At 68.5% G+C, this 26,025-nt stretch carries 22 protein-coding genes and 1 pseudogene; 10 read left to right on the top strand and 13 right to left on the bottom strand.

Going from position 1 to position 26,025, the window contains the following annotated elements:
- Positions 1–140 precede the first annotated feature (140 nt).
- Entirely contained in the window at positions 141–1,538 is a 1,398-nt protein-coding gene (locus tag E5CHR_RS11485) for an FAD-containing oxidoreductase (protein ID WP_162579792.1), read from the top strand.
- Between the two features lie 381 nt (positions 1,539–1,919).
- Here the strand turns inward: E5CHR_RS11485 and E5CHR_RS11480 are convergent, their stop codons facing one another.
- Genes E5CHR_RS11480 through E5CHR_RS11470 form a run of 3 tightly spaced genes read right to left on the bottom strand, consistent with a single transcriptional unit; the run spans position 1,920 to position 4,701 of the window.
- Entirely contained in the window at positions 1,920–2,891 is a 972-nt protein-coding gene (locus E5CHR_RS11480; RefSeq protein ID WP_162579791.1) for a Bug family tripartite tricarboxylate transporter substrate binding protein, read from the bottom strand.
- A gap of 53 nt (positions 2,892–2,944) precedes the next feature.
- Complete coding sequence (locus E5CHR_RS11475) at positions 2,945–3,319, bottom strand: AtuA-related protein (RefSeq protein ID WP_162579790.1); 375 nt, start codon at positions 3,317–3,319, stop codon at positions 2,945–2,947.
- On the bottom strand, positions 3,316–4,701 hold the full coding sequence (locus tag E5CHR_RS11470) for an acyclic terpene utilization AtuA family protein (protein WP_162579789.1): 1,386 nt from the start codon (positions 4,699–4,701) through the stop codon (positions 3,316–3,318). Before E5CHR_RS11470 ends, E5CHR_RS11475 begins: the two co-directional genes overlap by 4 nt.
- Before the next feature lie 108 nt (positions 4,702–4,809).
- Between E5CHR_RS11470 and E5CHR_RS11465 the strand changes: the two genes are divergently transcribed.
- Positions 4,810–5,721, top strand: coding sequence for a LysR family transcriptional regulator (locus tag E5CHR_RS11465; protein ID WP_162579788.1), 912 nt, complete (start codon positions 4,810–4,812; stop codon positions 5,719–5,721).
- 745 nt (positions 5,722–6,466) lie between these two features.
- Positions 6,467–7,951: a nucleobase:cation symporter-2 family protein gene (locus tag E5CHR_RS11460; protein WP_162579787.1), complete on the top strand. Its 1,485-nt coding sequence runs from the start codon at positions 6,467–6,469 to the stop codon at positions 7,949–7,951.
- Positions 7,952–8,020: 69 nt separating this feature from the next.
- Here E5CHR_RS11460 and E5CHR_RS11455 read toward each other — a convergent pair whose 3' ends face one another.
- From E5CHR_RS11455 to E5CHR_RS11445, 4 genes and pseudogenes are all read right to left on the bottom strand, one after another.
- Positions 8,021–8,890, bottom strand: coding sequence for an aldo/keto reductase (locus tag E5CHR_RS11455; RefSeq protein ID WP_162579786.1), 870 nt, complete (start codon positions 8,888–8,890; stop codon positions 8,021–8,023).
- 75 nt (positions 8,891–8,965) lie between these two features.
- Positions 8,966–9,421: a carboxymuconolactone decarboxylase family protein gene (locus E5CHR_RS11450; RefSeq protein WP_162579785.1), complete on the bottom strand. Its 456-nt coding sequence runs from the start codon at positions 9,419–9,421 to the stop codon at positions 8,966–8,968.
- Between the two features lie 24 nt (positions 9,422–9,445).
- A pseudogene (locus tag E5CHR_RS31730) lies at positions 9,446–9,565 on the bottom strand (cupin domain-containing protein); the annotation flags it as partial.
- 43 nt (positions 9,566–9,608) lie between these two features.
- A complete protein-coding gene (locus tag E5CHR_RS11445) occupies positions 9,609–10,799 on the bottom strand; it encodes an MFS transporter (protein WP_162579784.1) in 1,191 nt (396 codons plus the stop codon).
- A gap of 112 nt (positions 10,800–10,911) precedes the next feature.
- Here E5CHR_RS11445 and E5CHR_RS11440 point away from each other — a divergent pair, with 112 nt between their 5' ends.
- The 4 genes from E5CHR_RS11440 to paoC all read left to right on the top strand — a co-directional run bounded on the left by E5CHR_RS11440 (position 10,912) and on the right by paoC (position 15,835).
- Positions 10,912–11,904 (top strand): GlxA family transcriptional regulator, encoded by a 993-nt coding sequence (locus E5CHR_RS11440; protein ID WP_162579783.1) that lies wholly within the window; start codon positions 10,912–10,914, stop codon positions 11,902–11,904.
- A 125-nt stretch (positions 11,905–12,029) separates the two neighbouring features.
- A complete protein-coding gene (gene paoA, locus E5CHR_RS11435; RefSeq protein ID WP_162579782.1) occupies positions 12,030–12,671 on the top strand; it encodes an aldehyde dehydrogenase iron-sulfur subunit PaoA in 642 nt (213 codons plus the stop codon).
- Positions 12,668–13,618, top strand: coding sequence for an FAD binding domain-containing protein (locus tag E5CHR_RS11430; RefSeq protein WP_162579781.1), 951 nt, complete (start codon positions 12,668–12,670; stop codon positions 13,616–13,618). Before paoA ends, E5CHR_RS11430 begins: the two co-directional genes overlap by 4 nt.
- A gap of 3 nt (positions 13,619–13,621) precedes the next feature.
- The gene (gene paoC / locus E5CHR_RS11425; protein WP_162579780.1) at positions 13,622–15,835 is read left to right on the top strand and encodes an aldehyde oxidoreductase molybdenum-binding subunit PaoC; all 2,214 of its coding nucleotides are present in this window, start codon (positions 13,622–13,624) and stop codon (positions 15,833–15,835) included.
- On the opposite strand, the gene E5CHR_RS11420 is transcribed toward paoC, so the two are convergent.
- Positions 15,784–16,413 carry a TetR/AcrR family transcriptional regulator gene (locus tag E5CHR_RS11420; protein WP_162579779.1) on the bottom strand — a complete coding sequence of 210 codons (630 nt, stop codon included), beginning with the start codon at positions 16,411–16,413 and terminating at the stop codon, positions 15,784–15,786. The genes paoC and E5CHR_RS11420 overlap by 52 nt on opposite strands.
- 98 nt (positions 16,414–16,511) lie before the next feature.
- Between E5CHR_RS11420 and E5CHR_RS11415 the strand changes: the two genes are divergently transcribed.
- Positions 16,512–17,726, top strand: a complete 1,215-nt coding sequence (locus E5CHR_RS11415) for an MFS transporter (protein WP_162579778.1) — start codon at positions 16,512–16,514, stop codon at positions 17,724–17,726.
- 14 nt (positions 17,727–17,740) lie between these two features.
- On the opposite strand, the gene E5CHR_RS11410 is transcribed toward E5CHR_RS11415, so the two are convergent.
- Entirely contained in the window at positions 17,741–17,986 is a 246-nt protein-coding gene (locus E5CHR_RS11410; RefSeq protein WP_162579777.1) for a hypothetical protein, read from the bottom strand.
- A gap of 263 nt (positions 17,987–18,249) precedes the next feature.
- Between E5CHR_RS11410 and E5CHR_RS11405 the strand changes: the two genes are divergently transcribed.
- Entirely contained in the window at positions 18,250–18,564 is a 315-nt protein-coding gene (locus tag E5CHR_RS11405; RefSeq protein ID WP_162579776.1) for a hypothetical protein, read from the top strand.
- Positions 18,565–18,591: 27 nt separating this feature from the next.
- Positions 18,592–18,861 (top strand): GlsB/YeaQ/YmgE family stress response membrane protein, encoded by a 270-nt coding sequence (locus tag E5CHR_RS11400; protein WP_162579775.1) that lies wholly within the window; start codon positions 18,592–18,594, stop codon positions 18,859–18,861.
- Positions 18,862–18,998: 137 nt separating this feature from the next.
- Here E5CHR_RS11400 and ftsH read toward each other — a convergent pair whose 3' ends face one another.
- From ftsH to E5CHR_RS11380, 4 genes are read right to left on the bottom strand one after another with little or no spacing between them, the layout of a single operon-like run.
- Positions 18,999–21,038 (bottom strand): ATP-dependent zinc metalloprotease FtsH, encoded by a 2,040-nt coding sequence (ftsH, locus tag E5CHR_RS11395; protein ID WP_162579774.1) that lies wholly within the window; start codon positions 21,036–21,038, stop codon positions 18,999–19,001.
- A gap of 51 nt (positions 21,039–21,089) precedes the next feature.
- Complete coding sequence (locus E5CHR_RS11390; RefSeq protein ID WP_162579773.1) at positions 21,090–23,417, bottom strand: CHASE2 domain-containing protein; 2,328 nt, start codon at positions 23,415–23,417, stop codon at positions 21,090–21,092.
- Between the two features lie 39 nt (positions 23,418–23,456).
- On the bottom strand, positions 23,457–25,178 hold the full coding sequence (locus E5CHR_RS11385) for a FecR domain-containing protein (RefSeq protein ID WP_162579772.1): 1,722 nt from the start codon (positions 25,176–25,178) through the stop codon (positions 23,457–23,459).
- Entirely contained in the window at positions 25,168–25,884 is a 717-nt protein-coding gene (locus E5CHR_RS11380) for a response regulator transcription factor (protein ID WP_162579771.1), read from the bottom strand. The genes E5CHR_RS11385 and E5CHR_RS11380 overlap by 11 nt, the downstream gene beginning before the upstream one ends.
- Between the last annotated feature and the right edge of the window lie 141 nt (positions 25,885–26,025).

Raw genomic sequence — 26,025 nt, 5'->3', positions numbered from 1 at the left:
TACGTTTTGCTTGTAGGCGCGCACCTACTGAGGCAAGGCGTTCCGTGGTGGCGCGCACTCCGGATGCCGAGCAACGGGCAACTGGATCTGGTCAGGGCGCGCACGCCCTGAGACACTGCCCGCATTGCAAGGAGATGCACATGCAAGAGCAATTCGACGCCATCGTCATCGGCGCTGGCCAGGCCGGTCCCGCACTGGCCGATCGCTTCTCGCGCGCCGGCCAGCGCGTCGCGATGGTGGAACGCCATCGCTTCGGCGGCACCTGCGTCAACACCGGCTGCATCCCGACCAAGGCGATGGTGGCGAGCGCGCACGTGGCGGCGCTGATGCATCGGAGCGAGGACTACGGCATCTCGATCCGGGGCGAGGCCGCGGTGGACTTCGGCGCGGTGATGGCGCGCAAGAGCCGGATCTCCGGCCAATCGAGCGAGAACGTCGAGAAATGGCTGCGGGGCATGCCAGGCGTCACGGTGATCCAGGGCCATGCGCGCTTCGAAGGGCCGGGCGCGGTCCGCGTGGGCGATCGGCTGTTGCTCAGCGAACGCGTCTTCGTGAACGTGGGCGGCCGCGCGAGCGAGCTGGCGCCCGACATCCGCAATGGCGTGGACGTGCTGAACAACTCGTCACTCATGGCGCTCGACCGCCTGCCCGAACATCTAGGCGTGGTAGGGGGCAGCTACGTGGGACTGGAGTTCGCCCAGATGTTCAGGCGCTTCGGCTCGCGCGTGACCGTGCTGCAGCGCGGCGCGCAGATCGTGCCGCGCGAGGACGCGGACGTCGCAGCCGCCTTGCAGGAGATCCTCGAGCGCGAGGGCGTCGAGATCCGCACGGGTACCGAATGCTTTGCCCTGCGGCGCGAGGGCGAGCGCATTGCAGCGCGCTGGCGATGCGGCGATGACCAGGACGAGCTGCAGTGCACGCACGTGCTCAACGCCACCGGCCGCCGTCCCAACACCGACGACCTCGGGCTGGAGCATGCCGGGGTCAAGATCGACGAACGCGGGTTCATCGAAGTCGACGACCAACTGCGCTCCTCGGTACGAGGCATCTGGGCGCTTGGCGAGTGCAACGGCCGCGGCGCCTTCACGCACACGGCCTACAACGACTTCGAGATCGTCGCCGCCAACCTGCTGGACGACGACCCGCGGCGCGTGGGGGATCGCATTCCAGCCTATGCGCTCTACACCGATCCGCCGCTCGCACGCATCGGCATCACCGTCGGCGAGGCGCTGCGGTCGGGCCGGCCGACGCTGATCGGCGAGCGTCCCATGTCCCGGGTCGGGCGTGCGGTGCAAAAAGGCGAGGAGCAAGGCTTCCTGCGCGTCCTGGTGGATGCGCAGACGCGTCACCTGGTCGGCGCCACGCTGCTGGGCGTGGAAGCCGACGAGGCAGTGCACGCGTTGCTGACGCTGATGTATGCGCGGCGGCCGGTGTCCACCCTGCAGCGCGCCGTGTTCATCCATCCCACGGTGTCGGAGCTGCTGCCGACGGTGCTGGGCAGCTTGCGGCCGTTGGAGGCGGAGCCAGCGCAAAACTGATGAATTCTGACGTTTAGGAGTTTGGGGCTGCTGGACGACGACGGAGGCCACTGCCGGACCCCATTTCTCGCCTGTGTCTTTTGTCGGTAACGCGCTTGTCAGGCCGTGAATTATTTGTTAGCCGGGCGTGTGGCTAAGTCCCGAGCCGGGCCCGCCTTCGAGAGCTCCGGTCAGAGGGAAATTTATCCCCCGGGCCCGTGGATAACGTTGTGGAAAACCCAGAGAGCAACTCATCCGTGCGAGGCCCTGCGGGCGTTCCGACGGAATGCCCGTCAAACAGGCATCCATGGACTCCCCGTGGCGCGTTCGCATCAAGTCACCCCCTTCCAGGGGTATTTTCGAAACTTAAGTACTCACCGCGCCTTACAAGCAGAGACAGGTCTACTCGGCCTCGATGCCCGCCGCCTTCACGATGCGGCCCCACTTCTGCGACTCGGCCGCCTGGAATTTCGCCAGCTCCTCCGGCGTGCCGGTGAACACCTCGGTGCCGGTCGGCTCGTAGAAGGCGGTCCTGGCGGCATCGCTCTTCGCCGCCTTGACCAGCAGCTCGTTGAGCCGCTTCACCACTGCCGGCGGCGTCTTCGCAGGCGCATAGGCCGCGAACCAGTAGCCCATCTCGTAACCCTTGACGCCAGCCTCGGCAATGGTGGGCACGTCGGGCGCGAGCGGCGAGCGCTTGGCGCCGGAGACACCCAGTGCGCGAAGCTTGCCGGCCTTGACCTGAGGCAGGCCAGTCGCGGTGTCGGTAATCATCATGTCGATCTGCCCGCCGAGGAGGTCCGTCACGGCCAGCGGGTTGCTCTTGTACGGCACGTGCAGCAGCTTGATGTCCGCCAGTTGCTGCAACAGCTCGCCCGCCATGCGGCTCGACGAGCTGCCGCTGCCGAAGCTGTGCTTGCCCGGCTCCTTCTTCGCGAGTGCGACGAACTCGGCCACCGTCTTGGCCGGAAAGTCGGGCCGGACCACCATGATCTGGCCGCCCTTGCCCAGTGCGGCCACCGGCGCGAAGTCCTTCACCGGGTCGTAGGGCAGCTTCTTGAACAGGTGCTCGTTGGCTGCGTGCGTGGTGTTGGTGGTGATGAGCACCGTGTAGCCATCGGGCGCCGCCTTGGCGACCTGCTGAGAGGCGATGAAGCCGCTCGCGCCGGCCTTGTTGTCGATCACCACGGGCTGCCTGGTCTCGGCCGTGACGCCGTTGCCCAGCGCGCGGGCGATCTGGTCGGTCGCGCTGCCGGCCGCGAAGGGCACGACGAAGGTGATGGGCTTCTCGGGAAAGCCTTGGGCCGCCGCGCCGCCTGTGGCCACCAGCGCGGCAAGGATCAGCGTAAGGGTAGGCACTCGGAATCGGATCATGCTCGTTGTCTCCTTGGGGTCGTTGAATGAAAAAATAAAAACGGGCGTGGCGCTCAGCCTTCGGGTGGGCCGACCAGCCGGTGCAGCAGCGAATCCGGGACCTCGAGCGGCATGTCCAGCAGCAGGAAGGACAACGCCTTGCCGTGTGCATCGAGGTTGAGCGCATCGTTGACGCCGCCATCCAGCACGCCGTCGAGCACGAAGTTCATGGCGCCGAGGCGTGGCAGCAAGAAGCGCTGCACGCGGCTGGGCGCGCGGTGGCGAAACTGCGCGGCCACGGCCTCCTGGGTGATCTGCTCGACCAGCAACGGATAGAGCTCCGGATGCCACGCGATCACGCTGATGTTCGAGCGGTCGCCCTTGTCGCCGGTGCGGCCATGGGCCGCGCGGAACAGCGGGACGCGATGCAGCGGCTGCGTGCCTGTCATGGCTGCTCCTCCTCGAGCATTTCGAAGCGCACCGGCACCAGCTCGCGAGGCAGCAGGCACGAGTGGATGTTGAGGCGCGGCGTGAGCGCGGTGCGCACGCCGCCGCCGCCGGCCGGACCGCAGGTGTAGAGCGCCATCACCTCGCGCGTGAGCCGCTCGGCCTGCGTGCGTTCATCGTGCACCGCCGCCACTCGCAGCCGCACATCGCGCGCGCTGCCCGCGGGCGTGGCCGACAGTGCGCGGCCGGCGTCGTCGGCCAGGATGCTGATGGCACCGATCAGGTCGACGCGCAATTGCAAGCCGGCGAGGCGGCTGCGCAGGATATCGGCCGCGAGCCTGGCGCGGCCCTCGGCGCGTGCGCCGGCATAGGAGATTTCGCCCTCGGCCAGCCAGCCGCCCTCGTAGCAGACGTTGACCTTGTAGTGCGCCGGGCGCGCGTGGCCGCGCACGCCCGACAGCGTGACGCGATCCGCACCGGCGGCGCACACCTCGGCCTCGCCGATGTCGGCCACCACGTCGGGTGTGAGATAGGCCGCGGGGTCGTGCACCTCGTAGAGCAGCTGCTCCTTCACCGTGGCCTGGCTCACGAAGCCGCCGGTGCCCTCGGCCTTGCCGAGCGTGCACCCGCCATCGGCGTCGATCTCGGCGATCGGGAAGCCGATCGAATCCAGTCCCGGGACATCCTTGTAGCCCGGGTCGGCAAAGTAGCCGCCGCAGGCCTGCGCGCCGCATTCGAGCAGGTGGCCGGCCATGGTGGCGCGGCCGAGGCGCTGCCAGTCGTCGGCGCGCCAGCCGAAATGCGACATCGCAGGACCCACCGTGAGCGAGGGATCGGCCACGCGCCCGCAGACCACGATCTGCGCGCCGGCATCGAGCGCGGCGGCGATCGGCTCCGCGCCGATATAAGCGTTGGCGCTGACCACGCGCATTCCGTCCATCGCCGAGCCCAGTTGCTCGCGCAACAAGGCGCGATGCGAGGGGCCCGAGAGATCGTCGCCCTCCACCACCGCAACACGCGGTGCCGGCGCGCCGAGCTCGCGGGCCAGGCGAGCGATACGGCGCGCCGCCGCACGCGGGTGGGCAGCGCCAAAGTTGCTGACGATGCGGATGCCGTGCGCGAGGCAACGCGCCAGCACCGGGCGCAGCATGGCTTCGAGCAGGGGCTCGTAGCCCGCTTCGGGATCAGCGCGGCGGCGCAATTGCGCCAGGGCCAGCGTGCGCTCGGCGAGCGTTTCGAAAATGAGGAAGCCGCGCTGGCCTGCAGGCCCGCGGGCAAGCCGGGCGACGAGCGTGTCAACGACGGCGACTGCAGCGTCGGTGCGGTCACCCGAGAAGCCGGCGGCGCAGCCGATGAGCAGGGAGGGGGCGGGCGATGGGCTCATGGGTGTCTCATGTCGTGAAGTGAATGTAGGCACTCCGCGGTGATCCGTAAAATCGAAACTTCGGATCGGCTTATTCGATTTCCAGATCAATAGAGGAACAGACGAATCATGGCTGCCACGGAGCTTTCCACCCGCCAGCTGCGCGCCTTCGTTGCTTTGGTCGACCTCCCCAACTTCACCCGCGCCGCGCAGGCCTGCCATCTGTCGCAGCCGGCCTTCAGCACGCTCATCCGGTCGCTGGAGCAGGAGGTGGGCGCGAGGCTGTTCGACCGCAACACGCGCAGCGTGCAGCTCACGCCCGAGGGCCGTCTGTTCGAAGCCTCGGCGCGGCGGCTGCTGGCCGATGTCGAGCGCGCGATCGGCGACCTCGGCGACCACGTGGAGCGGCGCAAGGGCCGCGTGCACGTCGCCGCCCTGCCCTCGCTGGCGGCCGGCTGGCTACCCACGCTGTTCTCTGACTTTCACGGGCAATGGCCCGGCATCGAGCTGCAGCTGAGCGACCAGCTGTCGGACGCCTGCATCGACCTCGTGCGCGGCGGCCTAGCCGACTTCGCCCTGGCCGCCGCGGGCAGCCGCGCGGCCGACCTCGCGGAGCTGCGCATGCGGGTGCTGTGCACCGACCGCTTCCATCTGGTGTGCCGCGCCGATCACCCGCTGGCGACAGAACCACGGCTCACGCTGCGCAAGCTGCAGCCCTTCTCCTTCATCCACATGACGCGCAACAGCAGCGTGCGGCAGGCGCTCGAGGTCGCGCTTCATCCCTTGGCGATGAACACCGTGCTGGAGGTCGAGCAACTGGCCACGGTGATGGGCATGGTCGAGGCGGGCCTCGGCATCAGCGTGGTGCCCACGCTCACGCTCTACCAGTTCAGGCGCGAGACGATCGCGATCCGGCCGCTGGCGCTGCCGCAGCTGACGCGGCGCATCTACCTGGTGCAGCGGCGCGAGGGCAGCTTGTCGGCGGCGGCGCAGGGATTGCATGACATGGTGGTGGAGCGGCTCGGGTCGTTGTCTGTTTGAATGCTTGTCTTTTGCTGCACGGGAATGCAGGTCGTTGGACGCACGCCCGGCATGCGGTGCGGGCCGGTCGACCCCACTGCGGCGGCCCCTTCGGGGCTTCCCTGCGGTGCTCGCCTTTCGCGGGGTCTCGCTCGAACTCGCTTCGCTCAGACAATCGCGAGCCCTGATCCGCGAAAGGCTGCGCTCCTCGGCGCCGCAGAGGGGTCGCCCGGCCCACACCGCATACCGGGCTTGGGGGTGTTCGGGCTTTGCGTGCACCTTGGAGGTCCGGTGCTCTCACCCTGGCCGTCTCTCCCGGAGGAGAGGACGGGTTGAGGGCACCGGACCTGTCCACGGAGGCGTGCGGTATGCCCTGGGCTGGCCGTTGAGGCGCCGCCGAGCAGCGCAGCGGCAGGCGGATCAGGGCCGCGCGTGTTTGAGCCGAAGGCGAGTTTGCGCGGACCCCGCCTGACGCGAGCAGCGCAGGGCAGCCGCGAAGCGGCCGGCGACGTCGGCCGGCCCAGGGCATACCGCACGCCTCCGCGCCCGCGCAGGAACCACGCACCCCGTACCCGCACCCGCACCCGCACCCGCACCCAAGCACGCCATACGCCGCACCAGTTCCCGAAACTGAACAGCCCCCAAGGGGCCCGGGTTTTCCGCCATACAGTCATCACGATATTTTGTATACAGTTTGGCGTACAAACCTGTGAGCCGCTGCAAACCAGCCTGGCTTGCCACTCGCCATCCGCCAGGAGCTTCCTGCATGACTGCTTCCCCTACCCCCGTCCACCCCGTTGACGAGCGCCTGCCCGCCGGCAAGCTCACCGTCCTCGGCCTGCAGCACGTGCTGGTGATGTACGCCGGCGCAGTGGCCGTGCCGCTCATCGTCGGCCGCGCGCTCAAGCTCAGCCCTGACGAGGTCGCATTGCTGATCTCGGCCGACCTGTTCTGCTGCGGCATCGCGACGCTGATCCAGGCGCTGGGCGCCACGCAATGGTTCGGCATCAAGCTGCCGGTGATGATGGGCGTGACCTTTGCCTCGGTCGCGCCCATGGTCGCGATCGCGAACGCCAACCCTGGCCAGAACGGAGCGCAGCTGCTGTTCGGCGCCATCATCGGCGCAGGCGTGATCTCGATCCTGATCGCGCCGCTGGTCTCGCGCATGCTGCGCTTCTTTCCTCCGGTGGTGACCGGCACCATCATCGCGGTGATCGGCATCAGCCTGATGCGTGTGGGCATCAACTGGATCTTCGGCAACCCCGTGGGTCCGACCGCGCCGGCGCTCGTCGACCCGGTCTACGCGAAGTGGCTGGCCGAGGTCACCTCGCCCGGCAGCTCGGTGCCGCCGATTCCCAAGGGATTGGCCATCGTGCCTTCGGTCCCGAATCCGAAGTACGCCGATCTCGGCGGCCTGGGCATCGCTGCGCTGGTGCTCGTGTCGATCCTGGTGATCGTCAAGTACGCCAAGGGCTTCGTCGCCAACATCTCGGTGCTGCTGGGCATCGTGATCGGCGCGGTCGTCGCCACGCTCTTCGGCTTCATGACCTTCGAGAAGGTGGCCAAGGCCGCCTGGGTCGACGTGGTGCTGCCCTTCCATTTCGGCATGCCGCAGTTCGACCCGATCCTCATCCTCACCATGACGCTGATCATGATCGTCGTGATGATCGAGTCCACCGGCATGTTCCTTGCGCTCGGGGAAATGACCGGCCGCAGCATCGGTCAGAAAGACCTGGCGCGCGGCCTGCGCACCGACGGCCTGGGCACGCTGATCGGCGGCGTGTTCAACACCTTTCCCTACACGAGCTTCTCGCAGAACGTCGGGCTGGTGGCCGTCACCGGCATCAAGAGCCGCTTCGTCTGCGTGGCCGGCGGCGTGATCCTGATCGTGCTGGGCCTGCTGCCCAAGATGGCCGCGCTGGTCGAGTCGCTGCCCACGGTGGTGCTGGGCGGCGCGGGCCTGGTGATGTTCGGCATGGTCGCGGCCACCGGCATCCGCATCCTCTCGGGCGTGGACTTCAAGGGCAACCGCCACAACGCGATGATCGTCGCGGTGTCGATCGGCGTCGGCATGATTCCGCTGATCGCTCCCAACTTCAAGCAGTGGATGCCGCACGCGATCCACTCGCTGGTGGAGTCCGGCATCCTGCTGGCGTCGATGGCGGCGGTGCTGCTGAACCTGTTCCTCAACGGCGCGAAGCACGACGAAGGCGCGGTGATCGCTGCGGCCAAGCAGGCCGAGGCGCACTGAGAGAACGCGAGTGCCGACGGCGGGCAAGACGCGCGTGCATCAAGCGCCGGCGCCGCGCCCCGGCCTGCGTCAGATCATCGCCAGCGGCTTCTTGCGCCGCGGAGGCGGGTGCAAGCGGTCGATCTCCGCGAGGTCGTCCGCACTGAGCCGCAGGTCGGCGGCGGCCAGGTTCTCGCGCAGATGCGATTCGCGCACGGCCTTCGGGATGGCGACCACGCCAGGCTGCGCGATCACCCAGGCCAGCGCAAGCTGCGCCGCAGTCACGCCCAGCCGCTGGGCCATCTTCTTCAGGCCCGCGTCGCCGGCCAAGGCACCCTGGTCGATCGGGCTGTAGGCCATCATCGGCATGCCGCGCTGGCGTTGCCACGGCAGCAGGCTGAACTCCGGCCCGCGCTCGGTCAGCGAGTAGTAGACCTGGTTCGCTGCGCAGTCGAGCCGACCCCCGCATACCGTGGCCAACTCCTCCATGTCGTCGGTGTCGAAGTTGCTGACGCCCCAGTGCGCGATGCGGCCGTCGGCCACGAGCTGGCGCATCGCGTCGCAGGTTTCGGCAAGCGGATGCTCGCCACGCCAGTGGAGCAGGTACAGGTCGATGCGGTCCAGCCCGAGCCGCGCCAGGCTGCGCGCGCAAGCGGCCGGCGTGCCCTTGCGGCTGGCGTTGTGCGGATAGACCTTGCTGACGACGAAGAGCTGCTCGCGCGTCACGTCGCCGGCGCGCAGCGCCTCGGCGATGGCCTGGCCCACCACCTCCTCGGCACTGCCCTCGCCATACATCTCGGCCGTGTCGATGAGGCGGTAGCCCATCGCGAGGGCCGAGCGCACTGCGGCGACTTCCGCGCGCCGCTCGGTGGGGTCCTCCCCGAAGCGCCAGGTGCCCAGGCCGAGCACGGGCAGCCGGCCGTTGCCGGTGGGAATGTCGAGGGTCGTGGGCAAGGCCATGTGCTGCACTCCGGAATTCGGCCTTTCATGTTAACGGCGCCGTCTACCGCTTCGCCGGTCCGATGCGGGACTGCTTCAGGCCTCGAGCACTGCCGCTGGCGTGTTGCGAAAGCTGATCGCCATGCGGTTGTAGGCATTCATCAGGCTGATCGCGATCGTGAGATCCACCAGTTCCCGCTCGCTGAAGATCGCACGCGCCGCCTGGTAGGCCTCGTCGGGCACGCCGGTCTCTGCCACGCGCGTCACGGTTTCGGCCCAGGCCAGGGCGGCACGCTCGCGTTCGTCGAACAGGCTTCCGCCTTCGGCCCACGCCTGCACCAGCGCCAGCTTTTCGACCTTCAGCCCCTTCTTCAGCAGTTCGCGGGTATGCATGTCGAGGCAGTAGGCGCAGTTGTTGATCTGCGAGATGCGCAGATAGACGAGGTCGACCAGCGCGGGCGCGAGGCCGCTCTGCGTCACGTAGCCGTACACGCCCCCGAGGGCCTTGGCGCCGGCCGGCGCGACCTGGTTGTAATCGAGACGCTTGCTCATATTGAATTTCCTTTGCTTCAGTGATCAGTTGTCGGGTGTGGTGAGTGCCCTGTCGTTCGAGTCGACGACGAAAACAGCGAGCAGCTTCGCAGGCTGCGTCGTGCTTGCATTCCTGCTGACCGGATGCCTGGAGCCCGGCGGTTCGCGGCTCCGAGTGTCATGGGTCATCAGCAGTGCGGGCGATCGGTCATGCCGTGCCGTGCGCCCTGCCTTGCGCCGCATGGTTGACGACGCGCTCGCGCCGGATGTAGAGATGGGCCGCCTCGGCGAGCATGAAGGCGATCGCGATCAGGCCGGCTCCGACCAGGCTGAGGTATTGCGGGTCCAGGTACAGGAGCACGACGCCGCCGATGACGCCCGAGCAGGCGAGCCCGCCATAGGTGGCCGTGTTGTTCAGGGCGAGCAGCAGCGGCGCGACCTCGGGCGCGATCTTCACGAGCCGGTGCTGCTGGGGCACGAGGAGGCCCCATCCGCACACGCCCCAGATCACCAGCGCGATGAGGGTGGTGGCCGGATGGGCGGCGGTCCACGGCAAGGCACAGAAGTTGACGATTCCGATGAGCAGGCCGGCGTTGACGATCCTGCGGCTGTCGAAGCGATCGACCAGCCGGCCCGCCAGCATGTTCCCGATCGTCGCTGCGATGCCCCAGAACAGAAGCATGCCGGCAAGCACGCGTTCATCGCCGCCGGTCACGCGCCGCAGCACGAGCCCTGCGTAGGTATAGACCATCAGGAATCCGCCGAAGGCGAACAGGGAGGTCAGCAGGGTCAGCGCGATGCGGATGTCGCGTAGCGGTGCCAGCCGGTCCCGCAAGGCGATGCGCGCAGGCTGGGGAACGGAGCGGAGCATCGTCCAGACGCCGATCATCGCGGCGAGCCCCAGGACTGCAACGAACCACAGCGTGGCTCTCCAGCTTCCGAACCCTCCGATGAAGGTGCCGATCGGCGCGCCAAGTGCGGTGGCGCCGGCCAGGCCGGCAGTCACGGTGGCGAGTGCACGCCCTCGCCTTGCCGGCTCCGCCAGCGCAGTGGCCACGCCGAGTGCCGTGGGTGCGAACATGGCGGCACCCAGGCCAGCGATCACGCGGCTCAACAGCACGGTGTTCAGGTCGGTCGCGAGGGCGCTGATGACATTGCCCGCAACGAAGACCCCCAGTGCAGCGACCAGCAGAACCTTGCGCGGCCACCCTCCGGCGACCGCGGCCATCACAGGCGCCATGACGGCGTAGGAAAGCGCGTAGACGGTCACCATCTGGCCGGCCAGACTGACCGTGGTGTGAAGTGACTGGGCGACGCCCGGAAGGATTCCGGCGACAACGAAGTTGTCCGTTCCCATGGCGAACATGCCAAGCGCCAGCATGAGGAGTCGACGGTCCATATCGATCAACTTTCGGTGGTTTCGATGGAGAAGAGTCCTGAGAATAGGCGCGCTTGCCCATGTCTCAAATGTCGTAAATACTGCAGATTCGAGACATCGCACGGAGTGGCACATGCACAGGATCGGATTCGTCGTCTTTCCCAACTTCTACCTGCTGGGCTTCGCCGCCGTCACAGCCTTCGAGACGGCCAACCTCGTGGTCGAAGAGCCGGCGTACGAGGTGACCCTGCTGTCGGAAACGGGCGGGCTCGTCGCCGCATCCGCAGGGTTTCGTGTCGAGACCCAGCCTTTCGGCGACGCCGTCTTCGACACGGTCATGTTCGGCTCCGGTCTCGAGACCGACTTGAGCTCGCCCGGATTGCTGGCCTTCGTCAAGCGCGCGCTCGACACCTCGAGGCGGGTCGCAGCGCCCTGCACCGGCGCCTTCCTCCTTGCCGAAGCCGGTGTACTGGACGGTCGCCGGGCGACGACCCACTGGCGCTTCGCGCGCGACCTGCAGCGCCGCTTTCCGAAGGTGGCCGTCGAGGAAGACCAGATCTTCGTCGTCGACGGCCCGATCTGGACCTCGGCCGGCATGGCGGCCACCATCGACCTGGCGCTTGCCATGATCGAGAAGGACTTCGGCAAGGACGTGTCCCGCACGGTCGCGCGCAAGCTCGTCGTCTATCACCGCCGCACGGGCGGGCAGTCGCAGTTTTCGGCACTGCTCGAGCTCGAGCCGAAGTCCGACCGGATCCAGAAGGCGCTCGACTACGCGAATGCGCATCTGCGCGAGGCGCTGCCCGTCGAAGACCTGGCCGATGTCGCGGGCCTCAGCCCGCGGCAGTTCAGCCGGGCCTTCAGCACCGAGACGGGCCAGTCGCCTGCCAAGGCCGTCGAGCTCTTGCGTGTCGAAGCCGCAAGACTGAGGCTCGAGCAGGGGCGCCTCTCGATGGACGTGATCGCCGACGAGGTCGGCTTCGGCGATCGCGAACGCATGCGGCGCGCGTTCCTGCGAACGCTCGGGCAGCCGCCGCAATCGATCCGCCGGCTGGGCAGGGAGGGTCGCGCGGGGTCGAGCACCTCCGAGGCGACCGGAGATGTCGCGCCGACTACTCTTGCGTGAGCCGGGGGCCTACAAGGCTGCCGGGGTCGACCAGTTCATCCTCCCCTCCCTTGCGCCGGAACCGGCGACGAGCCTTCGCGGCCGCGGGCTGTTTCGCGCCGCGCTATCCACGAGGATCGAACACCATGGACAGTCCAAGCGACCTGACCATCTCCCGCCGTGACCTGCTGATCGTGGGAGCGGCCACGGCGGCAACCACCGGCGTCTCCCCTGAAGCCGGTGCCGCCACGGCAGCGTCCGCCAGCGGCGCGGTGCCGATGGCCAAGTTCTCCATCGAGGTGAATGGCACCGCCCGCCAGCTCGCGCTCGACACGCGGACCACCTTGCTCGACGCCTTGCGCGAGCACCTGCACCTCACTGGGACCAAGAAGGGCTGCGACCACGGACAGTGCGGCGCCTGCACCGTGCTGGTCGACGGCGTGCGCATCAATTCGTGCCTGACGCTCGCCGTGATGCATGAAGGCAGCAAGGTCACCACGATCGAAGGGCTCGGCACGCCCGCGAACCCGCACCCGCTGCAAGCCGCTTTCGTCAGGCACGACGGCTACCAGTGCGGCTACTGCACACCGGGCCAGATCTGCTCGGCCGTGGGCGCGCTCGACGAGATGCGGCAGGGCATTCCCAGCCACGCGAGCGCGGACCTCACTGCACGACCGCTGCTGTCTGCCGACGAACTGCGGGAACGCATGAGCGGCAACATCTGCCGCTGCGGCGCTTACTCGAACATCATCGAAGCAGTATCGGAAGTCGCGGGAGTGAAGACATGAAGCCCTTCACCTACGAACGCGCGAAATCGCCGGCAGAAGCCGCCGCCGCGGTGGCCCGCGACCCCTCCGCGAAATTCATCGCCGGCGGCACCAACCTGCTCGACCTCATGAAGCTGCAGATCGAGGCACCCACGCACCTGGTGGACGTGAACCGCCTCGCACTGGACAAGATCGAGCCGACACCGGAAGGCGGGCTTCGCATCGGGGCGCTGGTGCGCAACACGGCGCTGGCCGCCGACGAGCGCGTGCGGCGCGACTACGGCGTGCTCTCGCGGGCGCTGCTGGCCGGGGCCTCGGGCCAGTTGCGCAACAAGGCGACCACCGCCGGGAACCTGCTGCAGCGCACGCGCTGTCCCTACTTCTACGACACCGACCAGCCGTGCAACAAGCGCCAGCCGGGCAGCGGATGCAGCGCGATCGGGGGTGTGAGCCGGCAACTCGCGGTCGTCGGCAGCAGTCAGGCCTGCATCGCCACCCATCCCAGCGACATGGCGGTTGCGATGCGCGTCCTCGATGCCACCGTCGAGACGGTGCGCCCCGATGGCCGCGCCCGCGTGATCCCGATCGCCGATTTCCATCGGCTGCCGGGCGACACCCCGCACATCGAGACGACGTTGGAACGCGGCGAACTGATCACCTCGGTCACGCTGCCCCGGCCCGCGGGCGGCACCCAGCTGTACCGCAAGGTGCGAGACCGCGCCTCGTATGCCTTCGCGCTGGTCTCGGTGGCCGCGATCGTGCAGCGCAATGGCGCGGGCCGGATCGCGCTGGGCGGCGTCGCGCACAAGCCGTGGCGCGACGAGGCCGCAGACGCTGCGCTGCCGCAAGGCGCCGAGGCGGTGGCCACCCGGCTGCTGGCCAGCGCCCAGCCGACACACGACAACGCATTCAAGCTGCCGCTGGCGGAGCGCACGATCGCCGCGGTGCTGGCACAAGCGAGGGCCTGAGCCATGAAGTTCGACACCCCCGCCACCACCAACCCGATCGACCAGCTCAAGGTGATCGGCAAGCCGACGGACCGCATCGACGGCCCGCTCAAGACCACCGGCACGGCTCCTTACGCCTACGAGCGCCACGACGTGGCACCCGATGCCGCCTATGGGTACATCGTCGGGGCCGGCATTGCAAAAGGCCGAATCGCCTCGATGGATCTGCGCGCCGCGCGCGCGGCGCCCGGCGTGCTGGCCATCGTCACGGCGGACCACGCCGGCAAGCTCGGAAAGGGCGACTTCAACACGGCCAGGCTGCTGGGCGGGCCAGAGATCGACCATTACCACCAGGCCGTGGCGCTGGTCGTCGCAAGGTCCTTCGAGCAGGCCCGTGCCGCTGCCCAGCTGGTGCGCATCGAGTACACGCGCTCGGAGGGGCGCTTCGACCTGGCCGCGCAGAAGGCGTCGGCCCAGATGCCCAAGCCGACCGAGTTCGCAGGGCCGCCCGAGACGAAGGCCGGCGATTTTGCAGCCGCCTACGCCGCGGCCCCGGTGCAGCTGGACGCGGCCTACACCACCCCGGACGAGTCGCACGCCATGATGGAGCCCCATGCCTCCATCGCGGCCTGGAAGGGCGACAAGCTCACGGTCTGGACCTCGAACCAGATGATCGACTGGGGGGTCGGCGACGTTGCCAAGACGCTCGGCATTCCGAAGGCCAATGTGCGGCTGGTCTCGCCCTTCATCGGCGGCGGCTTCGGCGGCAAGCTGTTCGTGCGCGCGGATGCGGTGCTGGCCGCGCTGGGCGCGCGAGCGGCACGGCGGCCCGTCAAGGTGGCGCTGCAGCGGCCGCTGATGATGAACAACACCACCCACCGGCCGGCGACGATCCAGCGCATCCGCATCGGCGCCACGCGCGACGGAAAGATCACCGCGATCGCGCACGAGGGCTGGTCCGGCGACCTGCCCGATGGCCAGGCCGAGACCGCCGTCAACCAGACGCGGCTGCTGTACGCGGGTGCGAACCGCCTGACGACCACGCGGCTCGCGGTGCTCGACCTGCCCGAGGGCAACGCGATGCGCGCCCCGGGTGAGGCGCCGGGCATGATGGCGCTCGAGATCGCGATGGACGAGATGGCGGAAAAGCTCGGCCTGGACCCGATCGAGTTCCGCGTCCTCAATGACACGCAGGTCGATCCCGAGAAGCCCGAGCGCCCCTTCTCGCAGCGCCAGCTGATCCACTGTTTGCGCACCGGCGCAGAACGCTTCGGGTGGAACCGCCGCAATTCCCAGCCGGCCCAGGTTCGCGATGGGCGGTGGCTGGTGGGCATCGGCGTGGCGGCGGCCTTCCGCAACAACCTGCTCACGAAGTCGGGTGCTCGCGTGCGCCTGGACAACCGCGGCGTGGTGACGGTGGAGACCGACATGACGGACATCGGCACCGGCTCGTACACGATCATCGCGCAGACCGCGGCGGAGACGATGGGCGTGCCGCTGCAGAAGGTGCTCGTGCGCCTTGGCGACTCGGCCTTCCCGGTCTCGGCCGGCTCCGGCGGGCAGTGGGGGGCGAACAATTCCACCTCGGGTGTCTACGCGGCCTGCATGAAGCTGCGCGAGGCGATCGTGCAGAAGCTCGGCATTGCGTCGTCGGCCGATGTGGCCTTCACCGACGGGATGGTGCGCGCCGGCGATCGCGTGGTCCCGCTCGCCGAGGCCGCCGGACCGAGCGGCCTGGTGGCCGAGGACGCCATCGAATACGGGGACCTCGACAAGAAGTACCAGCAGTCGACCTTCGGCGCGCACTTCGTGGAAGCCGGCGTGGATGCCGGCACGGGCGAGATCCGCATCCGGCGCATGCTTGCCGTGTGCGCGTGCGGGCGCATTCTGAATCCGAAGAGTGCGCGCAGCCAGGTGATCGGCGCCATGACGATGGGCGTCGGCGCCGCGCTGATGGAAGACCTCGCGCTCGACAAGCGGCACGGCTTCTTCGTCAACCACGACCTCGCGGCCTACGAGGTGCCGGTCCATGCCGACATCCCGCACCAGGACGTGATCTTCCTGGACGAAACGGACCCGATCTCTTCGCCGATGAAGGCCAAGGGCGTTGCCGAGCTTGGCATTTGCGGCGTCGCCGCGGCCGTGGCCAACGCCATCTACAACGCGACCGGCGTCAGGGTGCGCGACTATCCGATCACGCTCGACAAGTTGCTGGAGCGCCTGCCGCGGGTGGCGTGACGCCCGGCCGGCGCTGCCTCTTTCAGGCAAGCCTCGACCCAGGTGCGAACGTCTGCCTGTGAAGCCGCAGGCAGCCCGAACATCATCCTGTAGACGATGGGCGCGACCACGCGGTCCATGAGCCCATCGACCGCAGGAACCCGCTGCCGGCGCGCCTTGCCACGTTCGACGATGACACCGAGCTGGCTCCGGGCGAACTGCGCGCACGGGCAAGGCTCGCCCATGCCCTCCGCGCCTCTCGCAGAGATCACATCGCGCACCATCGCGCGCCCGAGCTCCGAGGACATCTCGTCGCGGAACTGGTCGGCCCACGCGAGCAGGTCCCCTTTCAAGGTGCCGGTGTCGACCGGCTCGCTGTCCGGCTTCAGGCGCTCGACGGCGACATCGGCGAGCAACTCCGCGAGGTCGCCCCAGCGGCGATAGATCGTCGACGGCGTGACTCCTGCGCGCGCCGCAATCATCGGCACGGTGACCGATGCGCGGCCTTGCTCATCGATCAGTTGACGCGTCGCGGTGTGAACCGCGACCTGGACGCGGGCGCTGCGCCCACCGGGGCGGGAAACAGGGAGTGAGCTCATGAAACCATTTTAAAGCAAAGGATTTGCGTTAAGCACGCCATACCCTCACAATCCGCAAACGCGAATTTTTTGCTTTTGTGCAGCCCCGAGGAACTTCGATGCAGACCGTCCCGACCGCCCACCCGCCCTTTGCCGCCGGCTGGCCTTCAACGCGGCTGGGCCATGGCCGGGCGCTTTGGCTCAAGGCCTCGCTGCTGGTCAGTTTCCTCGCGGCGTCGACGGCGCCTTCTCCGCTGTACGCGCTCTACCGCGAAGCGTGGGGCTTCTCCGCCCTGACGCTGACGGTCGTCTTCTCGAGCTATTCGTTCGCATTGCTGAGCGCCCTGCTGGTCTTCGGCAGCCTGTCCGATCACCGCGGTCGGCGCGAGGTGATCCTGGGCGCATTGGTGCTGGAATTTGCCGCGACGATGCTGTTCTGGCGCGCAGACTCGGTCGCATGGCTGTTGTCGGCGCGCGTCCTGCAGGGCGTCGCCACCGGCATCGCGACCGGTGCGCTGAGCGCGGGCCTGCTCGACCTGCACCGCGAGCGCGGGCCCCTCGTCAACGGCGTGGCTCCGATGGTCGGCATGGCGGCAGGCGCGTTCGGCACCAGTGTGCTGGCGCAGTTTGCGCCCTCACCGACGCGCCTCGTCTTCGATCTGCTGATGCTCGTCTTCGCATTGCAGATGCTCGCCGCGCTGTACTTGCCGGAAACGGTCGTCCGCCGGCCAGGCGCGTGGCGCTCGCTTCGGCCCAGCATCGCGATTCCGCCACGGGCTCGCCCGATGCTGTGGCAGGTGCTGCCCGTGAATACGGCGCAATGGGCGCTTGGCGGTTTCTATCTCTCGCTCGGACCCACCCTGGCGCGCGTCGTCACCGGCAACGATGCGCCCCTGGTCGGTGGCAGCCTGATCGGGGTCATGGTGCTCGGCAGCGCGGCGGCCATCCTCGCCGTGCGCCAGTGGCCGCCGCGCCGGGCGCTCGCCGTCGGCGCCGCCGCGCTCACGCTGGGGCTCGTCACGAGCCTTGCAGGCATTGCGCTGCATTCGACCGGCGCATTCTTCATCGGCGCTGCCGTCGCGGGCCTGGGCTTCGGCTCGGCCTTCAACGGTTCGCTGCGCAGCCTCGTGTCGCTGGCCGCACCGCATGAACGTGCCGCGCTGATGGCCGGCTTCTACGTGCTGAGCTACCTGGCCTTCAGCGTACCGGCCATCGCCGCCGGACTGAGCACGGGGTTCTTCGGGCTGCCTGCCACGGCGATGGGGCTTGGCGCCTTGTTGACGCTCATGGCGCTGACGGCCTTGCTGATGATGATCGGCCGGCGTACGGACTGAGTTCGCAAAGCGCGTCAATCGTTCTCGCCGTCGGACTCCTCGGTCCGGCGTCGGGCCCGGTCCGCAGAGCTGACCTGGTTTCCGGATGGGCCGGCGTCCGCGTCGCCGGGCGGCACCGGCTGATTCCGGGCCGTTGTCGCGGGCCCATCGTTGGGGCCCACGATGTCGCCGCGCTCGGCTGGCGTCTTCGACTCCTGCTTCATGGCTTTCTGCGCCGGCGTGGGCGTGTTCTGCTGCGGCGTCTTCGATGGGTCTTGCATGGCGGCGTCCTTCAGTCGTTCGAGGGGTGGAAAGCCAGGGTGGAGGCTGCTTCGATGTGCCCGCGTAGGAGGGGACGCAGCACGTCCGCAGGCGCGGCCCGAGCACCCTCGCAAGTGGTGCCCGCCGCGCGACGATCCCAATAGGCCGCCGCCCTACACGCGCTGCACCTGAGCGCCGACGATGGCAACGGTGCGTGGCGTCGTATCAATGGGTCTGCCGGTCAGTCGACCGTCTTTTTCATCCTTTCATCCAAGGAGTCGCCATGGAGAACTACCCCGAATCAATGTCGTCCGGTTCGGCGCAGCCGATCAACCAGACCGCTGAAGAAAAGGCCAACGCCGCGGAACTCGCGAGGCAGGCAGCGCGCCAGGTGATCGACTCCGGAAAGGAGTACGCCCAGAACGCAGTCAACGCCGCCGGCAAGAAGCTCACGGCCGCGAAGGAGCAGATGGGCAAAGCCGCCGAGCAAGGCACCCAATACATGACCGAGCAACCCGGACGTGCCGTCGCGATCGCAGCGGCAGGCGGCGCCATCCTGGGTGCGCTGCTCGTGAGCGCGATGCGCGGCCGCCGCTGAGTTTTTTACTACTGACTGGAGAACAAGATGAACATTGTCATTTGGCTGATCGTCGGCGGCATCATTGGCTGGATTGCCAGCATGATCATGAGGACGGATGCGCAGCAGGGCATGATCCTCAACGTGGTGGTGGGCATCATCGGATCGATGATCGGCGGCTGGCTCATTGCGCCACTGCTGGGTTCCGCAACCGTCAATCAGAACGACTTCAGCATCATGGGGCTCGTGGCCTCGCTGATCGGCGCGATCATCCTGCTCGCGATCGTCAACCTGTTCCGGCGCGGGCGCGTCCGATAACGAACCCAGGCGGCGCTGGCTCAGGCGCCGCCTCGCTTTCCGAAGTGGCTACCTGGCCAGGCCCTGCGCCGTGGTCAGGTGTGTTCCTGTCGGCTGCAAGGATCCACAGGGCCTGGCGCTTGTTCATGGCAGGTGAGTCATCCTTCATGGTCGGGCTCCATCATTGAAGCGGCGGCCTTCGCCAACCGCAATGGCTTGTTCTCGAGCTCTGGCGCGCCGGGCAACCCGGTCACCTCCAGGATTTCCTGCTCGCCGAGGGTCTCGCGCTCGAGCAGCGCGGCGACCAGCGCATCGAGCGCGCGCCGGTGCTCGATGAGCAGCCGCTTCGCCGAGTCGTGGCACTCGCTGATGATGCCCTGCACTTCGGCATCCACCAAACGCGCCGTCTCCTCGCCGTAGGGCCGCGCCTCGCCGAAGCCCGCGCCCAGGTAACGGTTCTCGCGCGGGGCGAGCTGCACCATGCCCAGCTTGTCGCTCATCCCCCAGCGCGTCACCATGTTGCGCGCGAGCTGGCTGGCCTGCTCGATATCGCTTTCCGCGCCGGTGGTGCGGCTGCCGTAGACGATCTCCTCGGCCGCGCGGCCGCCGAGCATGCCGATGATGCGGGCCCGCAGGTAGGCCTCGGGGTAGTTGTAGCGGTCGGTCTGGGGGCGCTGGTAGGTCACGCCCAGGGCCTGCCCGCGCGGCACGATCGTGACCCGGTGCACCGGGTCGGCGCCGGCCACCACCAGGCCGAGGATGGCATGCCCGCTCTCGTGGTAGGCAATGCGCTCGCGATCCTCCGCGCTCAGCAGCAGCGGCCGCTCGGGGCCGAGCACGATCTTCTCGAGCGCATCCAGGATGTCCTTCTGCGCGACCTCGTCCTGGCCGCGCCGCGCCGCCAGCAGCGCAGCCTCGTTGACCAGGTTCTTCAGGTCCGCCCCCGACAGTCCGGGCGTGGTGGACGCGATGTTGGACAGGTCGACATCGCGCGCCAGCGGCACCTTGCGCGTGTGGACCTTCAGGATCGCTTCGCGCCCGTTCTTGTCGGGCAGGTTCACGACCACGCGCCGGTCGAAGCGGCCAGGCCGCAACAGCGCGCGGTCGAGCACGTCGGGCTGGTTGGTGGCGGCCAGCACGATGATGCCCTCGCGTCCCGAGAAGCCGTCCATCTCCGTGAGGATCTGGTTCAGCGTCTGCTCCTGCTCGCCCGCGCCGCCGACCGCGATCTGGCCGCGGGCACGGCCGATGGAGTCGATCTCGTCGATGAAGATGATCGAGGGCGCGTGCTCGCGCGCCTGCTTGAAAAGGTCGCGCACCCGCGCTGCCCCGACGCCGACGATCATCTCGACGAACTCCGCCGCGCTCATCGAGAAGAAGGGCACGCCGGCCTCGCCCGCAACGGCCTTGGCCAGCAATGTCTTGCCGGTGCCCGGCGCGCCGATCAGCAGGACACCCTTGGGTGCGGTGCCGCCGAGACGGGTGTACTTCTCGGGCGACCTCAGGAAGTCGACCACCTCCACGAGCTCGTTTTCCGCCTCGTCGATGCCCGCCACGTCGGCGAAGGTGACGCGGGTCTGCGTCTCGAGGTCATAGCGGCGCGCCTTGCTGCCGCCGAGGCCCATCAGCCCCATGCCGCCGCCGGCGCTGCGCCGGAACATCCACACGTAGAACAGGATGATCAGCAGCGCCGGACCGAAGCCGAACAGCAGAGAAGCCCAGCCGCCGCCCGCCTGTATGGGATCGGCGCGAATCTCGACCTTGTGCTCGATCAGGAAAGTCTCGAGACCCGGACTGACGAAGGTCGGCAGCGTGGTCTTGAAGGTCTCCACCGGATGCGGCTTCACCTGCACCGGAACCGGCGCCTGCTTCGCGCGGGGTCCGGGCGCTTCGCCGGGCGGCGGCCAGGTCACCGGCTCGACGAAGCGTCCTTCGATGTTGGCGCCCTGGCTGAAGATCGACTGCACGTTGCCCTTGGCGACCTGTTCCTTGAAGGCCGTGTACGGCACCGTCGCCGGCGCGTCGGGATCGGGGAACAGCCACCGCATCACGAAGTAGTTCGCCAGCAGGATCAAGGCGAAGGTCAGCCACGCCTTGCGCGGCGGCATCGCGGGCTGCTTGTCCGGCGCAGGCGGCCGGCCTGGCGGCGCGGTGCTGCGCGGAGCTTGCTTGTCGCGGGAGAGCGTCGGCCAGGCCATGTGCGGGTCTCCGAAGTGCGGAACCCATGTTACCCATGCTTGGCTTTCGCTTCAGGCCCGCGGCAGGATCAGCCGGAATGCGCTGCCCCGCCCCGGCACGCTCTCCAGCACCACCCTGCCTCCATGCCGTTGGGCCACGGTCTTGACGAAGGCCAGCCCGAGGCCCGCACCCTCGACGTGAAACCCTGCACGGCCTCGTGCAAAAGGCTCGAAGAGATGCGACCGAAGCTCCTCGTCGATGCCGGGTCCTTCGTCCTGCACGAGCACCGCCCATTCGAGCGGGAGCGGCTCGATGGCGCAGCGGATCGACGAGCCGGCGGGTGAGAACTTGAGCGCGTTGCCCAGGAGATTGGCGATTGCCCTGGCCACGAGGTCCCGGTCGATGCGGCTGTGCGCCACGTCCGGCGCAGGCAGCATGACGATCTCGATGCCGCGGCGCCGGGTTGTTTCCCACGCGTCGTCCACGCATTCGAGCAGCACGTCCACCAGGTTGCAGGCGTCGAAGTGGTAGCTGTGCGACTGCGCCCGTACCAGCTGCGTGAAATCGTCCGCAAGCCCCAGCGCCTTCCTGGCATGGCGCTCGATGCGCTCCTGGACCTGCGCTGGCGCGAGCGCCGAGGGATTTTCTCGCTGCAGGTTCAGCAGCGCGAGGATGGAAGCGAGCGGCGCGCGCATGTCATGGCTGAGAAAGCGCATGGCGTCGTCGCGCTGGCGCTGCACCTGGCGCATCGGCGTCACATCCACGAGCGAGACGATCCAGCCCAGGTGCTCTCCGTCGCCGCTGAAGGAAGGAGCCTGCCGCACCAGCAGCTCGCGCTCGGCACCATCGCGCGCCGCGGCGGAAAACGCCTCGGCACCCGCTCCAAAGCGCTCTGCAGTCACGACCGGCGAATGATCCGCACGCGACAGCAAGTCTTCCATCAGCACCTGCGCCTGCGCGCCTCGCAGCTTGCCGCCGGTGTCGACACCGAAGTGCCGCGCCGCCGCCGCGTTGGCCAGGAGGACGGTCCCCACCTTGTCGCACACCAGCGTCGCATCGGGCAGACCCTCCAGGCTGTCGCGCACGAAGCGGTGCAGGTTTCTCAGCTGCTGCGCGACCTGTCCCAGCGCATCGATGCGACGGCCGACGAAATCGCCGGTGCCGAGCGCGGTGCCGGACCCGCCCGCCATGCGGCTGTCCGCGTGCAAGCGGCCGAACTCGTCCATCAGGTAGCGCGTGGCGGCGTCGAGCTTTCGCCAGCTCCAGAGCCCGTAGGCCACCGCCACGCCAAGCATGCCCGCGGCCGGCGCGAACTGCAGGCCGAAGCGCGCGGCGCCCGCGGCGGCTGCCACCGGCAGCAGCACCAGCGCCAGCGTGAGCAGCAGTGCCGCGAGCGGCCCGATGAAAGCCATGCCGGCCAGCGCGAGCAGCGCCGGAAGAAGATTGAACGCCTCGTTCAGCCGCGCAGGCACCGGCGCCATGCTGCGTCCGTTCTCGAGACTGTCGAGCACGTTGGCCGACAGCTCGACGCCTGACATGAGCTTCGAGCGATCCGACACCGGCGTGGCGTACAGGTCGCCCAGCCCGGCTGCGGTGGCGCCGATCAGCACGTACTTGCCCTTGAAGCTGCCCGGTGCCACCGTGCCGTCCAGCACGTCGACATAGGACACCTGCCGGAAATGCCCGGGCGGGCCCGCGAAGGAAATGGTCAGCCGGTTCGAACGCTGCCAGGCGGGCACGCCGTCTGCATCGCCCATGTCGGCGTCGCCCTTGCGAGGCACTGCGTCGCCCCGGCCTTCGGCGACCTTGCGCATGGCGACGCTGAAGTGGTCCCACTCGCGACCGGCGAAGCCCTCGCGCAGGTACACGCTGCGGGCCACGCCGTCGTCGTCGATGGCCAGGTGCACATGCCCGAGCGCGCCGGCGCGGCGGCGCAGCGCGGTCAGCGGCTCCACCACGACAGGCTCGCCGTTGTGGCTCTGCATCATCAGCGGAAGCACCACCTTGCCGCTGCGGCCCAGTGCGGCGGCAAGCGCGGCATCGTCCGCCGGAAAGCGCAGATCCGGCTCGATCAGGAGCAGGTCCATGCCGATGGCGCGAGGCCCCTCCTTGTCGATTCGGTCGACGAGCTGGGCATGGAAGGAGCGCCGCCACGGCCACCGGCCCAGGGCCGCGATGCTCCTGTCGTCGATCGCGACGATCACCACCTCGCTGCGCTCGGCCGGCCGCGCCTGCAGGAACATCAGCGCATCCTGCAGCCACCGATTCGCACCCTGCAGCCAGCCTGCGCGGTCCACGACCAGCACCAGGCTCGCGACGAGGATCGCCAGTCCCAGCCATTCGAGCCAGCGCCACGGCAAGCGAGATGACGAGGAGGCGGTGGTTCGGCGGCCCGGCATTCGCGGCGAATACGTCTTTGCGGAAGATGCAGTGCAGCGCTACTGCCGGCCGATGGGCCGGCCGTCGCCGTCATGAACGGCGCCGCCGCTCGCGTCGCGCAGGACGGGCCCGATGCGCACCGCCTGCGGCACCGAGAAGGCCCCCGCGTCGCCTTCCGGGGCAATGGCCTGCATCCGCACGTAGTAGGTGCCGGACGGAAGCGACTCGAGCTGCAGGGAGGCTTCGGAGCGCGTCTCTGCCCCGACCAGGTCGACGAAGGCGCTGTCGCGCGCCACCTCGACGCGGTAGCGGTAGCCGGGCAGCGCGGACCAGTAGAGCTGCAGCGTCCCATCGGCGTCGCCGAACCGGGGCGGTGGGGGCACCGGCGGCGGCTCCACGACGTCGAAGCGCCGGCCTCCGCCAAAGGGCCCCTGGTCGGTCTTTCCGTCCGAAGCCACGCCAACGGAGGCCACGCGCCAGAAGTAGCGCCCCACGGGCAACTGGGCCGAGCGGCGGCATTCCCGGAGTTCGGCGTCGTCGACGCGCAAGTCCTTGAAGGACTCGTCGCTGGCGACCTGCAGCCTGAAGCGCCGGATGCCAGCCGGCTGCGCACAGCTGAATTCGACCGTGCTGCCGACGATTCTTGCGCCGGGTGCAGGCGCTTGCGAGAGTGGCGCGACCGGCCGCGCCTTGACTCGGATCGCACGCGTGCTCTCGAGGCCGGAGAGACCTTCCGCGTCCATGCCGCGGGCGCCCAGCGTGTAGTCGCCATCGTCGAGGCCGGCGAACCGCAGCTCACCGGCCTCGAACACGCCGTTGCGCACGACTTGCTCCATTGCCGCATCCCTCGCGATGCGCACGCGGTAGGCGGCCACGCCGGGCGCTGAAGGCAGGGGCAGCCGAACGAAGTCGGCATCGGTGATGGTGGCCGGCAGGGTTTCGAGCTCGGGGGCCTCCGGCAGGCGGCGCACCGCCCCCACCGTGCCGGCACGGCTCACGCGCGCGCCCTCTCCTGCCTGCAGCCGCTGCTCGCGCGAGCCACGCGGCCCCGAACTGCGCGCGCGCCCCTTGAGATCGACTGCCCCATGCGTGACCTCGCCGGTCACGCCCGCATCGGGCTGGATGGCAACGCCGAACTCGGTACCCCGCACGCTGGCCACCGCCAGCGGCGTACGGATCTCGAAGCGGCCCGCTGCGCCGCGCAGCGGTTGTGCCGAGACATCGACCCGGCCTGCATCCAGCTGAATCAGGGTTTCGTTCGCCTGCAGCGTCTCCTGGCGTCGCACGCCGGCGAGCCGCACCGTCGAGTTTGCCGGCACGCGCACCACGGAGCCGTCACTCAGCGCAAGGCGAAGGTAGCCGTCGGTCCCGACTTCGATGCGGGTGCCCTCCGGCAGTCGGTCGCCTGCCTGCACAGGCTGCGGCTGCATGTCCTGCGCGGCGAACTGGTGCACCTCGCCCGTGACGTACGCCACGGTCGCAAAGCTCGGCGCGAACACCAGCAGCGCAGCCGGAATGCGCACGTGGGTGCCCGGCTCGATGCGATGCGGATCGGCAATCCTGTTGTGCTGCTGCAGCAGAGGCCAGCGATCGGAGCGGCCCGTGTACTGCTCGGCCAGTCCGTAGAGCGTCTCGCCGGCCTGCACGGCATGCACCAGGTCCGGCTCGGCAGCGACGGCGGGCGGTGACGAGAAGACCAGGGCCAGCAGCGCTGCGGCGACGCACCGCCCGATGCAGCTCGCGTGAAGACGTGCGGCTCGCGCCGCTCCTTCACGCGACATGGTTCTCATCGCTGCCGAGCACTTCGAAGCGGTAACCCTGTCCGTAGATGGAAGCCAGCCGATAGCCGCTTTCGGGCCGCAGGCCGAGCACGGTTCGCACGCGTGAGATGTGCGTGTCGAGCGACCTTGACATGAGCTCGGTCCCGGGGGGATTGGCAACGCCCCAGATCGTCTCCAGCAGGTGCTTGCGCGAGATCAGGCGCCCCGCGTTCCTGAACAGGAACAAGGCCAGGTCGAACTCCTTCTGCGTCAACGCGACCGGCTTGCCCTCGATCTCCAGCTGCCGGCTCGCAATGACGAAGCGGTAGCGTCCCCACACCTGCTCTTCGGGCGCCGGGTCCATGTAGGCCCGCCGCAGCAGCGCTCGCACGCGCGCAGCCAGTTCGCCCACACGCACCGGCTTGACCATGAAATCGTCGGCGCCCGCGCTCAGCCCTTCCACCACGTCGCGCTCTTCGTGGCGGTTGGTCACGAAGAGGATCGGGATGCGGGCCTGCAGGTTGGCCCGGACCCATCGCACGATGTCCGGTCCGGTGATGTCGGGCAGGTGCCAGTCCAGGACCAGGAGGTCGAAGGTCTCGCGCTGCAGCTCGCGCCGCAGTGCGGCCCCTTCCGAGAAGACGTGGCAGTCGTGCCCGATGGATTGCAAAGTGCACCTGACGAGGTCGAGCTGATCGACGTCGTCGTCCAGTGCAGCAACTCGCATTTGTACTACCTTTTTGTTGAGCGCCCGCAATGCAGCCGGGCTTCGATGAACAAGAAAGTGTAGCGGTCACATTGACGCCGAAGCCGCGGCGGAATGTCAAGGAATGTCAATTTCGGGCGCGCTTATGTAGGACTGCACGCC

Origin of the sequence: Variovorax sp. PBS-H4, assembly GCF_901827205.1 — a bacterium.
Lineage (GTDB): Bacteria > Pseudomonadota > Gammaproteobacteria > Burkholderiales > Burkholderiaceae_C > Variovorax.
This window is presented reverse-complemented; position numbering and strand designations above follow the sequence as displayed.